Annotated in this window: 8 protein-coding genes and 1 rRNA gene; 3 read left to right on the top strand and 6 right to left on the bottom strand. The window is 42.4% G+C overall.

The window, feature by feature from the left end:
• The first annotated feature begins 30 nt into the window (after positions 1–30).
• The 3 genes from rrf (at position 31) to G561_RS0110735 (ending at position 1,212) form a co-directional block, all read left to right on the top strand.
• A 5S ribosomal RNA gene (gene rrf / locus G561_RS0110745) occupies positions 31–144 on the top strand.
• Positions 145–317: 173 nt separating this feature from the next.
• Entirely contained in the window at positions 318–731 is a 414-nt protein-coding gene (locus G561_RS0110740; RefSeq protein ID WP_028859565.1) for an OsmC family protein, read from the top strand.
• Between the two features lie 16 nt (positions 732–747).
• Complete coding sequence (locus G561_RS0110735; protein WP_028859564.1) at positions 748–1,212, top strand: flavodoxin family protein; 465 nt, start codon at positions 748–750, stop codon at positions 1,210–1,212.
• A gap of 132 nt (positions 1,213–1,344) precedes the next feature.
• Here the strand turns inward: G561_RS0110735 and G561_RS0110730 are convergent, their stop codons facing one another.
• The 6 genes from G561_RS0110730 to G561_RS0110705 all read right to left on the bottom strand — a co-directional run bounded on the left by G561_RS0110730 (position 1,345) and on the right by G561_RS0110705 (position 13,571).
• On the bottom strand, positions 1,345–5,634 hold the full coding sequence (locus tag G561_RS0110730) for a two-partner secretion domain-containing protein (RefSeq protein WP_028859563.1): 4,290 nt from the start codon (positions 5,632–5,634) through the stop codon (positions 1,345–1,347).
• A 412-nt stretch (positions 5,635–6,046) separates the two neighbouring features.
• Positions 6,047–7,819 (bottom strand): potassium/proton antiporter, encoded by a 1,773-nt coding sequence (locus G561_RS0110725; protein WP_028859562.1) that lies wholly within the window; start codon positions 7,817–7,819, stop codon positions 6,047–6,049.
• Positions 7,820–7,918: 99 nt separating this feature from the next.
• On the bottom strand, positions 7,919–9,133 hold the full coding sequence (locus tag G561_RS14490; protein WP_028859561.1) for an ABC transporter permease: 1,215 nt from the start codon (positions 9,131–9,133) through the stop codon (positions 7,919–7,921).
• A complete protein-coding gene (locus G561_RS0110715; protein ID WP_028859560.1) occupies positions 9,133–10,620 on the bottom strand; it encodes an ABC transporter permease in 1,488 nt (495 codons plus the stop codon). Before G561_RS0110715 ends, G561_RS14490 begins: the two co-directional genes overlap by 1 nt.
• Before the next feature lie 26 nt (positions 10,621–10,646).
• Positions 10,647–11,705, bottom strand: coding sequence for an HlyD family secretion protein (locus G561_RS0110710; RefSeq protein ID WP_028859559.1), 1,059 nt, complete (start codon positions 11,703–11,705; stop codon positions 10,647–10,649).
• Positions 11,706–11,840: 135 nt separating this feature from the next.
• On the bottom strand, positions 11,841–13,571 hold the full coding sequence (locus tag G561_RS0110705; RefSeq protein ID WP_227674015.1) for a TolC family protein: 1,731 nt from the start codon (positions 13,569–13,571) through the stop codon (positions 11,841–11,843).
• Positions 13,572–14,028: the final 457 nt, after the last annotated feature.

The following is a 14,028-nucleotide window of genomic DNA, read 5'->3' as shown; positions in this document are numbered from 1 at the left end:
CTTAACACAACTCATATCTATACCCCCTTTGCTGACGACAATAGCACGATGGAACCACCTGATCCCTTCTCGAACTCAGAAGTGAAACATCGTAGCGCCGATGGTAGTGTGGTTCGCCCATGTGAGAGTAGGTCATCGTCAGCTCCCTATACCTTAAAAGCCCCCATTCAATTCGAGTGGGGGCTTTTTCTTTGTCTGGATTTTAATTTTTCGCTAATGATAAAGCTTTAAACTCATATCGAATAACGAGCTTATTTCATTATTATGCTGAAATAAGTTACTATGACTGGTATTGAATCAGCTAAGGGATAAGTTTTATGACTACTTCTACCGTCGAATACCAAGGCAATTTACGTACTCAAGCCTTACACCTACAATCTAATAATCAGATTATTACCGATGCGCCGACAGACAATCATGGCAAAGGTGAGGCCTTCTCACCCACAGATTTATTAGCCACAAGTTTGGCCAGCTGTATGCTAACTATTATTGGTATTAAGGCTGAAAGCATGGAGATTGATGTCATTGGAACCAAAGCAGAAGTGACTAAAACAATGGCAGCAGACCCTAGACGAGTTAGCGAAGTAAAAGTGAATATTCAGTTTGCTAAAGACTTTGATGAGCGTACTCGTAAGGTATTAGAAGCCGCAGCTCTAACTTGCCCAGTGGCCAAAAGTATTCACCCTGATATCAAACAAGACGTAAGCTTTAGCTACTCAACAAGCAGCTAAAAAATAGGAGAGTGAGATGTCAGTCAAGACTTTACTTATTGTTGCTCATGCGCCATCGCCTAATACTAAGAAGTTAGCACAAGCGGCCTTTGATGGGGCCAATCACCCTGATATAAATGTGAATGTCATATTAAAATCACCGCAAGAAACGCAACCTGAAGATGTCTTGGCTGCCGACGCGCTACTACTAGGCACTACTGAAAACTTAGCTTATATGGCAGGCTTAACCAAAGACTTTTTTGACCGCTGTTATTATCCTGTATTAGAAAAAAAGCAAGGGTTACCATTTGCGCTATATATTAGGGCCGGACAAGACGGTACGGGGACTAAACTGGCAATTAAAACCATTACTACAGGTCTACGTTGGGAGTGGATTCAAGAGGCATTGATACTAAGAGGGGAGTGGCAAGAGGACTTTACTAATCAAGTAGAAGAGCTTGCCATGACGTTAGCAGCTGGAGTAGAAGCGGGTATTTATTAATTAAGTTTATCCCTTGCGGTAAGCTTTCACCTAAAACGATATTTAAAACAATTTGAAATGCTGAGACTAAAAAACGCGATAAGGCAACTTATCGCGTTTTTATTATCATATTAAAGCTATTTGATTAATCTTTTATTTATTGATAAAGCTCTCAAGATAAGCCATTGGATCATAGTTTGCTCTTGGATTGAAAGAAAAATCAAAACTATTATGAGTATTAGGTGTGCTCACACCAACCGTATTAACGTTACCGGCCACATTAAGTTGATCATTATTGGTTTTGATACCAACAGGTGTGTTTTGAGTGGTAGTGGAATCACTATGGTGAATATCAATATCCGCTATAGGTTTTACACCCGCTATAGTACCATTTTTGATATCAGAGACAAGCTGAGAGCCGGCGTTCTCTGGCGTATATTTAACGGGTGATCCCTGTGCACCTATAGCGATATTAACGTCTGTTTGATTGCTATGGCCTTGCAAGGTCTCATTATTCACATTGCCACCAATATTGCCTTGAATCGTACCAGTATTCACACTGCTACCAGTAACATTAAGGTCACCACCTACGTTAAGATTGGCATCTTTACCAATATTCACATTAGCAGGCGTATGCGATAGGCTGTCTCCGGTATTAACGCCAACACTGACACTGCCTGTCTCAGGAACAAGTACGTCGCCCTCTTTTTTTGCATTAAGCGTGCCGCCAAGATTTACTGAGGTATGTTGGTCAGTATTTACGCCTGCATTGATATTTAAATTGCCATTGGTATCAATATTGGCATTGTCAGCCGTTACGTTAGCATGGCTGATATTCACGCCTTGATTGGCGTTTATGTTCAGCTGACCTGACTTAACTTCGCTAGTACCAGTATGTTGGCTTTGACTGGTTCCAGCACTGATATTGCCGCCTAGCGCTAAGCTACTACCCCCTGAACCCACATCAACATTTATGCCCACAGAACCTGAGCCACTATGTGCTTTATCGATAGTACCAGCAATATTGGCGGTATTGGTGTCTATATTAAGCGTACCCGTATTAATATTTGTGCCTTGAACGTTGACAGTACCATTGGTACCTGATGTTGATAGATTTATGTTGCCTGCGGTGACCGTATTATTGACCCCTTCAATAGAGGCACCATTATGTCCATTGGCTCCCACTGATACGCCAACGGATGGCTGAGGAGTAGGTTTGTCTAAAGCGAGTCCACCCACTTTCACGCTAACATCGAAGCCACCGCCTGAAGAATTACTGGTATTATTAGATTGCACAAGGCTGACTTCTTTACCTGCGTCTATATTTAGACTACCAGGTGTGGTGATATCACTTTGAGAGACGACCGAGTTGTCGCCGTGTATATTGACGTTCGCACCGGTAATAGTCGCTGGTTTAGCAGTGGTAGTGCCTGTCTCATCGTGTTGGAAGTTGGCCGATACGCCAACTGAACCTTTAGGGCTAGCGCCTTCAAGACCGCCAATGCCAAGATTAATGCTTGCGCCACCTGAGTTATTAGTATTTTTGGTACTGTCATAACCTGAAGCAAGGGTCACATCTTTAGCTGAAAGGTTAACGTCACCTGTTGCTTGATAATGGGTGCCTTCATCATTAAGCGCGTTTTTGGCCTGTTCATTGATAGTACCAGCAGTAATTTTGGTACCTGACCCCTGTGTTTCAATGTTAGTGTTGCCTGAACCACTTGCGCCAATATTAAGACCTGCACTTAGTCCACCCTTATAGTCTGCTGAGGCAGAAAGTCCAATATTAACATCAACGTTCTTATCAGACTTAGTATGGGTAGCATGAGCTTGGTCATGAGTAATATTATTCGCTTGCTCATTAACCGTATCTTGTGCCGTAATCTGCGTACCAGAATGATGAATATCATTGTCTGCTGTAATATTGATATTTTTTCCGTTTAACTCACTGGCCACTGGAGCCGTGGTTTGGTCAGATTTCTTCTGATTATTAACATCAAGGCCTAATCCAACTGTGGCACCTGATGTATCAACGCTACCTTTCAGACCTAAAAATACATCAGTGTGGTCACTGGCAACTGTATGACTGTTATCTTGAGCAGAGGTAGTGACGTTATTTCCGCTAATATTAAGATCATTTTTAGAGGTCACTTTACTGCCTGCAATGTTGACATTACCTCCTTTTAAGTTGGTCGTTCCACCAGAAACAAGCGATCCTGCTACGGTTTGGGTGTTGTCAGTATCCACATTATGGGTAATACCCAAGCCTAAACGCCAATCTACAGAAGCATCATCTAAGGCTATTGCTTTAGGTTCTTCTTTTTTAGAGGCATCTGCTTTTGGATCAGCTATTTTGGCTTCGGCACCTTTAGTAGCAACAGCATAAAACGATGGTTTTGTGGTGATATCAGCAACAATACCTATGGCATCATGAACGGTAGTCACATCATGACTGTCATTTACACCAACGATATTAAGCGTTTTACCGGCCTCTAAATCTAGCAGTCCTGCAGCTTTCACTTGGCTACCGACCACGTTTATATTTTGATCAGTGACCAGTTGTAAGTTGGTATAGGACTCTAGAATCGATTCTTTATTTTTGGTATCGGTAGTCGTGGTAGTGGTCACATTGATGGGGATATTAAATATAGTGCCGGTACGGTGTAGGTCTACATTGGTTGTCTTTTCAGTGGCGCCTTTAATATTGAAATCGCCATGAGGTGAGTTCAAATAAGAGTGATTTACTGCCAATACACGACTACCAGTAAGGTTTAAGCCTTTGGCTGCGTCAATATATAATAGATTACTGGCTTGTACATCAGCGCCATTTTGGGTGATGATAGTGGTGTCGTTATTGTCGGTTTGTGAGCCGAAAAGTCCGCCCCAGTAAGTGACTTTATGATCTATATTGTGAGTGGCTTTACTGGTTTCGGCGGTAAAAGAAACAGTACCAGGAGTTTTAAATTCCATGTCCTTGGCGACCATTTGTGCCCCGGCATATTGTTGGTTACCGCCGCTAGTCATGGCCGCTTTATTGGCCAAAATGGCAGTTGGGATATAATAGTCTTTACTTGCGGATTCCGAATCAATAACACGTTTAAGGGCAATGGTACCAAGTCTTTCTTCATTGGTGATATTGTGAAATTCGTTGGCATTCCCTCCCGTCAATGCAATATCTTTACCTGCATTTAGACGGACGACAGGAGCAATCATTTGTGCCGAGTTACCAGTTAGGCTACCAGTTTTGGCATCGACATTAATAGTATTGCCACGAATATCAGTGCCGTATAAAGCGGTTACCTTATCGGTATGAAATAAGGTGTTTTCTTTCAGGCCACCTTTTTGGGTATTGGTGGATCGATAAATGGTGTTGATTGTTTTTTCACCATTAAGGGCCACATTTTCGGCGTTTAGATTTACCCGGTTACCAATCACTTGAGTGCCATTAAGTGATAAATTATGCGCAGCCTGCAAATCGACATTGTCCGCAGTAATCTTTGTTGGCGTATAGTGTTGTCCGATTTGCAGTGTGGTGGAGGTGATGAGTGGTGAGTCTTTTTTGTCGTATTGTTTTTCAAAGTCTTGTACCGCCCCATGTAGGTTTAAGTTGCCTACTTTGGCTTGGAAATCATTGGCTTTAAAATTCACTCCTTTCACATCTAACGTAGCACGATCATCGGTACTGTGAAGCTTAATTCGTCCTGCTTGCATGCTTCCTAGAAGATTGCCATCTAATACTCGGGCGTTAGCGCGGCCGATAGACTTAGCGCTTAAGCTTCCGTCTGGATTAATATCAACATCATTACGTCCGATAATAACGTTTACCGCATCAGCATTCTTAATATCAGCATCTAAATAAACTTGAGGAGCAATAAAATCCACAACTTTACTATCATCGAATGTCACACCACGGGCGATACGTAACCCCCGATCATTATTGGTGTTATAGCCTGATAGAATACCATTAGTAATCTCTGGCGTACCTACTGCCAAGCTTACTCTTGGTGTATTGATAAAACCACAACCTTCACAAGCAATACCATTAGGGTTGGCAAGTACATAATCTGCTGCCATACCGAAAACTTCTTGCTTGCCCAGTAGCAAAGAGGGGATACGGCTTACAACCTCATTTAAAATGACATTGGCTGCTTGGTCTTTGAAATTTGGGTTGGGGCCTAAGGTGCCTGCAAGGACCGATTGTCCACTTTGGGTAGCATTATTGAGTACAGCGCCTGGCTCATAAACGTTAAATTGATTGTATTTGTTATGAGACAAGCCTTGGGCATTTGGAGCATTGATTTGCACTACTTCAACACCATTTGCTTGCTTTTGTACTTTAACATCTCCCAATGCTCGGATGTCTGCCATCGCAGTACCCGACAGGGAGTAGATAGCCATTAATGCGGTTATACGTCCCGCAACAGATAATTTCATTGATTGCATCTTCTACCCTTAAATACTCATTCATTGTTAACAAAACAAGATCTTGGATTTGATAGAAATATCAGTAATTTATCTCTTGATACGATGCAATCCTTGTCTAAAAATACGATGCCCTTAAATTTAATAAATCCTGATAATATAAACCCTGATAATTCCAATTATCCAAAACAGTTAATGACAGCTAATATTGATGCCAAGGCTAAATATTTGCTTAACCATAATAATCATTATCGCTATCTCATCGCCAAAAATTAAAAATTTTAATGGAGATTTAGGGATGAGATAGCGATAGATACTGACCCGTCTTATAACTTAATGGTAAGTTACTAACCATTAATTTATATTATTTATCAGTAACATTTTATCAATATTTGTAAATATATCAGAGGTTTATGAAAGTTTGATTACTCTACTAACTATGTTTTAGGCCAATAGTACGTAAGGCGCCTCTATCGTCCACATCTTTGATAATCAGTGACCATTCATTATTAATTCTGACGGTATCGCCAGGAACCGGTGGGGCATTAAGGTTGGCTATAATAAACTCCGCAACCGTTTGTTGCCACATATTGATAGGAGAGCCATCTTTATGGTACCGAGCTTTGGTGCTGGGTGGGGTAGAAGAAGCACTTTCATCAAAGAAGGGTAGGTCACCCAGTTTTACATTAGGGGATATCATCCAGTCCCCATAGAAGTCCTCGACCTCTCTTCTATCTATTTTAATATCATTGTAAATACGAGCAATTTTGGCAGCATGATTGCCTCTAAGGCCGTACCAAACTCTATCACCATATTGTAAAGTGGTTTCTCTATCTACTACGACTATCTTTTCATTTCGGATTAAAGCAAAAACAGCAATTTCATCATTACTTATAGTGGGTGAAATGTCTAAAGGATGACGACCCATGGCGAAAGCCCCGGGTTTTACTTCAAATTCGTATAGGGTAATACTGGCTTGATCAGAAACCCAAATTTCCATCTGCTCATCAGGTTCGGGGGTATAAGGGACGCGAACCTTAAATAAAGTAGACATAAAGGGAATTGTACTGCCTTGAAGTATCAGAGATAAGATAACCACGCCGAACGCGATATCAAACAATAAGAAAGCATCTTCTAGACCTGCTATTACTGGCAAAATGGCCAGAGTAATAGGCACGGCTCCGCGTAGGCCAACCCAAGAAATAAAACCAATCTCACGATCTTTAAAACCGAAGGGTTTGATGCTTGAATAAACCGCAACAGGACGGGCAACCAGTATCATAAAGGCGGTAATTGCTACCGAATAATACCAAACATTCAATACGTTAGAAGGCGTTACTAGTAAGCCCAAAACAACGAATAGGACCGCTTGCGATAACCAAGCAAAGCTGTCCATTACCCTTAAAACATGCTCTGTGGCACGTACTTTATTATTGCCAATTAAAATACCAGCTAAGTAAACCGCTAAAAAACCACTGCCGCCCAGTAAGTTGGTGGCCGCAAATACCGCTAGGCCGGCTGACATAATCAAAATAGCGTACATGCCAACTGCCAGATGCAGTTTGGGAATTAATTTGGACAATAGATAGCCTGAGGTTAGGCCCATGATCATCCCAAAGCCAAGCTGTTGGGCCAGTAACCCAAAGAATCCTAAAATGCTTTGGCTCTCAGGATCAACATTTAAGGCAATTAAGCCTGTGACTAATAAGATAGCAAAGGGGTCGTTCGCCCCTGACTCAAGCTCAAGCGTAGCTTGAACGCGGTCGTTTAGCTTAACGCCACCATTACGCAGTAAAGAGAATACCGCAGCCGCATCGGTTGAGCCTACGATAGCCGCCATTAACAGTCCAATGCGCCAGTCAACATCTAGCAGCCAAGTAACGAAGATACCAAGGATAAGAACAGTGGCAAATACTCCCCAAGTGGCCAGTACTACTGCTGGCTTTAAGCCGACTCGGAAAGACTTAAAAGAAGTGCGCAGCCCCCCATCCAATAGGATACAAGCTAAGGCAGCTTGACCGACAAAGTTTGCTATACCATATTGTGAAAACTCAATGCCCAAAATCCCCTCATCACCGGCCAACATGCCAACGCCCAAAAATAGCAATAATAAGGGTAGGCCCAGTCGGGCTGATAAGGTACTGGCCATGATGCTAGAGAAAATAAGAATCGCACCTACCAAATATACAATATTTAGGGTTTCCATTTTTATTTGTGCCTAAAATCAATAATAGTTGGAGAGGGGAAGACAAGTCTTCAAAATAAGAGGGCTGGCAAAAAAAGCCAGCCTTGAGCAAGGCGGTGATTAAAATACTTTAGTTTCAGCTTTATTAAATTTTTGATGCTGTACGCCAATTAATAGTATAAAAGCAATTACCCAATAAATAGCCAAATGGTAGAAGTGCTCGCTAACTTGCGCTATCGAGGCACCCATTTGGTTCATTTGTACCGAAGCATGTATGCCAGAGGTAGTGGGGAACAACCAACGAACATATTGTAAAAGTTCAGGTAATTGAGTAGTTGGCCAAGGATATCCACTTAAGAAAAACATAGGCATTGAGCTGAAAATTAAAATCTGCATACTGCGCTCACGTTCTCTGAACCACATGCCTAGTAGACAGCCTAAAGTCGCAACGGTAACGGCAAATAGGGCATAAAATAGCAAGGTACCGGACATATTATGACCTCGAGGGTAGTTTTGATTAGAAAATACCCAGCCATAATAAAAACAACCCATCAAGAAAGAGACCACAGATAGCGCCATAATACGTCCTAACCAGCCCGTCGTAGTCGCATTTTGTTTCTTATTTTCGTACCAAGTACCAATAAGTAAAGCAGTGCCCATTAATAGCGTCTGTTGCAAAATTAGGATGGACACCGCGGGAACCACATAAGCACCATAGCCCTCTGAACGATTGTACATGGGGTCTATGCGTAGTGGAACAGCCTGAGTACTGTTTTTGGCAGTATCCATATAGGCGCCTTTGGCCACGCTCCTTTTTACTTCTACACCTGCCGAGACAGTGCCTATGGCTTTTGAAAAGCCCATTTGCACCTGCTTATTAAGCAAAAAGTAGCCATTATTGCCCAGCACAGAGACATAAGCTGATTTGTTAGAAAATACATTTCGCTCAAGCTCTCTTGGAATGATGAGATAGCCGGCAATATCGCCTCGATACATGGCTTCTATCGCCGCCTCTTCATCTACATATTTGTAGACAATCAAGTTGGGGCTGGCATCACTATAGCGAGTTATAGTACTTGATAATTCACTACGGTCATAATCAACCACGCCGACTGGAATCTCTTGGACAACTTCGGCTCTATAAGGCCAAGGGTAAAAAAAACCGTAAATAATAGGGGCGACGACCAACATCAATAACACGCCTTTGTCTTTAAAGATAGAGGCTAAAGTTTGCAAAAACCCTTGCAAAAAAGAGGTATGAACATAGTTGCCTTGGCGCTTAAGTTTTGGCTTTTTTATTAAGCTGGCATCAGGTTTGTAATCATTATCAGACATTATCGAGCCCCCCAACGCGCTGGATTTTTGAAAGCTCTTAAACATAGCAAGGCGGCAATAACCAAGGTCACCACCACCGCCGCTATTAATCCTAGAACTGAAGGCATAGCGATAGCAGGGGGTGCAGCCATTTGCAGTTGGGTTAAGTGCACTTTTAAGTAATGAGTCAGTGGCAACATATTGGCCCATCTCTGAGCGCCTTCACTCATTGCCATTAGCGGAAAGGTAACGCCTGCAAAAGCAAAAGAGGGCGCAGAGACAAAGCCAGTACTCGATAAACCCATACGTAAAGAGTAGCTTGTTAAACTAAAAATAGCGCCCACCCAAAGTGATATCATGATTAACGCCACATAAGCGATAAACACAAGCGTGAGGCCAATCCAGCTGGCAGGATGTATCGACACAATTAAAGCCAACATCAATATACCCCATATCATATAAGACAATAAAGCCCAAATCAGCTTGCCGTTAAGACCAATGACCAGTGCCATAATGGACACCTTAGTAGGCATTCTGGGTTTTGCACTTTTATTGAAATTCAAGTGATAACGAAGGTTAGGATTGGACAAGCTAAATTGTGATTCACTTACCGGCTCATACGTCCTAGAATTCATCAAACTATAATTAACAGGCTGTTGCCAGCTTTCATGCAAACTTGAATGCAGATAAGCCAATCTTTGTTCTGGCGGAATATGTTTTAACGTTTTAAAGTCAGGGTAGGGCATGTCTGGGAACACCATATTGTGATACCACAGAGAAAAAGTTTTGTCCCTAATCTCGCGCCCAATTGTAGTAGCGCCAATAATCATGGCTAAAATGTGTAATAAAGAGGGAATAACAGTCGACGCCAGAAACTTTTGATAGTTGGTGCCGATATTATACAAACCGATACGTTCTACGGAGATAGGCGTATGCGATATCATCGCTTGCTCGCCATAAGCCCCTTGTTTAATACTGCGTTTGATTTCAACCCCTGCAGACAGGGTCCCTGTTGCCGTTTGTACCCCTTTTTGGATAATGCCAGAGTGAGTACCATATTGAGCATTTACTTTTAGGATAACCGGAGAGGGTTGGCCTCTATTGATTTGCTCGTCAAAGTCCTCAGGTATATAAACTACCGCATAAATGTCTCTGCTCAAAATCGCATTTCGAGCACTGTTTGTGTCGTGATAGATGTGTTTGACTTGCAAATCAGGGCTGGCATCTAAATAACGGGTTAAGGTGCGAGAATAACTGCTGCGGCTTTCATCCATGACCCCAATTGGAACATCAACAATATAGGGTTTAGAAAACATCCACCAGATACTTAAAATGCTTAATAGGGGCAACCATACAAGCATGACATAGTCCCAGGGGTGCTCTTTTAGGAATTTAGCCTCATAGCTGGCACTCCGTAAAAAAACAAGCCATAACGATGCTTCGCGATTGCCCTTATCACCAAAGACTATCTGCGGGTTTTCATTATTATCAGGTTGTGACTGGGACATATGCTAGCCTATCAATTCCATAGAGATTAGTAAGCAATATTGGACTTTTTGTTTACTGCTTTGGGATCAATCTCTACCACAACGCTCATCCCTGAACGAATTTTGGTATCCGCTTTGGTGGGTCGTGCTTTAACTTCAAAAGTACGGACATCTAAATTGTCTTCAGTATTGGTAGCACGCCAAGTGGCAAAATCAGACAGAGCTGCGGTGTTAAATACTTTAAACGTCATTTGATAAGAGTGGTCTGGTGAAGATAAGGCGGGTACTTTGCCAACAAACTCTTTACCAATGCTAAATTGGTTTAATAAATTTTCAGTGACATTAATAACCACCCATTGATCGTTCGGATCCACTAAGGTCATGATAGGCACCCCTTGGCTGATAACTTCACCTGGATTGACGATGACATCATCAACAATACCGGAAATAGGGCTTTTTAGGTTGGCTTCGTCTTGAGCTGCTTGAGCTTCTTCAATTTTGCCATCCACTTGGGCAACTTGAGCCTTGGCTGCGTCTTTATCCTCTTCACGAGCTCCCTCTAATGCTAAGTCGTATTGCAAACGGGCGGCATCTGCTTTGTCTTGATTCGCCACATATTGAGTATAGGCTTCATCCCGTTTTTGGCGTGCCATCAAGCCCTCTTGATATAGACGATTGACTCGCTCATAAGTACTTTTTGCTAAATCAGCAGCCGCTTGGTTAGCTTGCCAGGCTGCTTTGGCTTGCCCAATCTCTTGCGGTCTTGCGCCGTTCTCAGCTTTATTTAGCTGACTTTGGGCCATATCTCGGGCAGCTAGGGCTTGATTCATCTTAGCAGTGATTTCTGGAGAATCCATCTCAATGAGCTGCTGACCTACTTTAACCGTGTCGCCTTCAGTCACCAAGATGTTTGAAATTCTTCCAGGAACTTTTGCAGCGATAGCCGTAGACTGCATCTCCATCTGACCTTGAACGACGATGGGCTTTTCTGTATTTTCTGCGCTCTTGTTAAGCCCATAAATAATAAGTGCGATAACGCCAACGGCAAACAGAGTGATAATAATGTTTCTGAGCATTATTGGGCTAGGTTTTTTTATGGCATTCATGCATTTATCCTAGAAGATAAAAAGTAATAATAAAGGGTCAGTATGGTTTAAAGATTAGCCATAGATTTTATCAACCATAGGCTTTTATAGGTTACAGGTAATGGATAATACAGGCTCTTAATAAAATACAGGCAATTAATAAACAGTGGGCAGCTTAATATCAGCCACAGCCATATACTCATTAAAGGCCTCTGGCGTGCCGATACTCTCCATCAGAGCAGCCAGTGCTTGGACATAATCATTGGCGGCAGCGGCTTGCTCGGTCCTAGCCTGTAAGTATTTGGTCTGAGCAGTGGTGACGTCTAGGGCAGTATTTACCCCTTCTTTCATACCCAGCTGTTTGTAACGCAATAGCTCTTGGGCAAGTAACACATTGCTGTTTAGAGATTGGAAGCGTACTCGAGCATTTTCGACAGATTGCCAATTTTTTTCTACCAATAATAAGATGTTATCACTGACATCAATCTTAGCCAGCTGTGCTTGACGCATTTTTGCCTGACCAGAGGCATGCTGTGCGCCTTTATCAAGGCCACCCCAAAGTTTCCAACTGGCTGACACACCAGCAATCCAGCTTGGATCTTTGTCTATTTCGTGATAACCAAAAACAGAAACTGTCGGCTTGAACTCGGTATCTGATAGATTACTTAAGGACTGCGCTTGTGCGTATTTGGCATCTACTTTTTTTAATCCAGGATGGTTTTTTAGGGCCAAATCCTGGAAGTATTGCAGTGAAGGCAGAGGCTTTGAAGACACAAATAACGGCGTGGTCGGCTTAATAGGCTTCGGTGCACGTAACAATCTTTGTAGAGCAGTCATAGCAAGCTGTGCATCATGGCGCGCTTTGATGGCTTCACTCTCAGCTTCCGCCAGAGCGGTCTGCGCCTCTAGTCTTTCCACCCCTGAAATAAATCCTTCTTCCAAATAGCGCTGTGCCATTTGATTGGTTTCTCTGACCGTATTGAGCGCATCGTCCCGTAAGTAAGCCGCTAGCATTGCCAATTGGGCGGTAAAATAACGCTCAACTAATGTGGTTTGGAGTTGATCTTTATCCAGTAAAGCGTCGGCCTGACTCTCTACTGTTCTTGCATCTGCTAGATCGGTAACTGCTTGAGTACGTCCCGCAGTATATACGGGCCATAGCATGGCGACCCCAGCACTGGTCGTTGAACCATCGCGTTTTAAATTATATTCATCAGGTAGGCGACCGGTAATGGCATTAGAAATATCCTCACCAATTGTAGGAGGAAGTGGGGGGAGGGTGTTATTTTGTAATGCCTGCTGCACACTATCGTTAATTCCAGTTTTTAAGCCAGTTAAATCTACATCTGCGTCTACATTATATCGAGTGGCACCAGCGCGCAAGAATACCAACGGTTGCTTTAGGCCTTTAGTGGCGTCAGAGGTTAATTGGTTTGAGATAATACCGGCATTGTTGCTGGCAAGCTTGGGAGAAACTTGAAGTAAGACATTTTGAGCTTGAAGCAGACTGAGCTTCTCAGGCACATCAATACGATAGACATCATCGATAGGCACCCCGGTAGTTGGATCAATGATACTTTGCAAGGGGATGGGCTGGTAGCTGCCTTTTTCTAGATCTTGGCTTATTTTATCGATATCAACAGTCTTCTGAGTAGACAGATCCAGCTGAGGGATTGCTGTTTCAGAGTAAATGTATTCATCGTTGCCATTGCTATTCATCTGTACTTGGTCTGCAGCATGCGCCGTTACAGACAAGATATTGCCACACAGAGCGAGTGCCAATGAAGCACGCAAAGCAAATGGGAGCAAAGAAGTTTGATCTAGCTTAAAGCGATAACCGGTTAGCACTGTAGGATTAGAGGGTAAAATACAGGAAGCTCTTGCCATAGTAACCTGGCTATCGAGGGTCTTAGATCGATTTAACTTAATTAATGACATATCGGCAACTGGCTATTAAAGAGATAAAGGAATAGAAATACATCAAGCAATGACCAATAGTAATATCCTGTCTCCTACTATAAACTTTTGGCTATACATTTTGCGTAGTTAGTTAGTCAAATTTTATGAGTAGAGGGGTGCTGCTATTTGCAGATAACTTCAACAGAATCAACCACTCTTATGATAGTTATGCTAGAGACATTTTACCGCTTGCTAGAGGCATTTATCATACAACGATTGCCTCTATAATTGAAGTTATAACTGCGACTGATTGATAACTTATTTGATAACATACGGGTATAACCTCTAATTTATAGACAATTAGAGGTTATAATCCCGTAACAAGACACAGATATTACAGCATGGCGGCAGACCCTGCTAGCAAACTTAGAGCATTAAATTGTGA

Source organism: Psychrobacter phenylpyruvicus DSM 7000 = NBRC 102152 (genome assembly GCF_000685805.1).
Taxonomy (GTDB): Bacteria; Pseudomonadota; Gammaproteobacteria; order Pseudomonadales; family Moraxellaceae; genus Psychrobacter; species Psychrobacter phenylpyruvicus.
The sequence above is the reverse complement of the archived record's forward strand: the minus strand, read 5'-3'. Positions and strand labels throughout refer to the sequence as shown.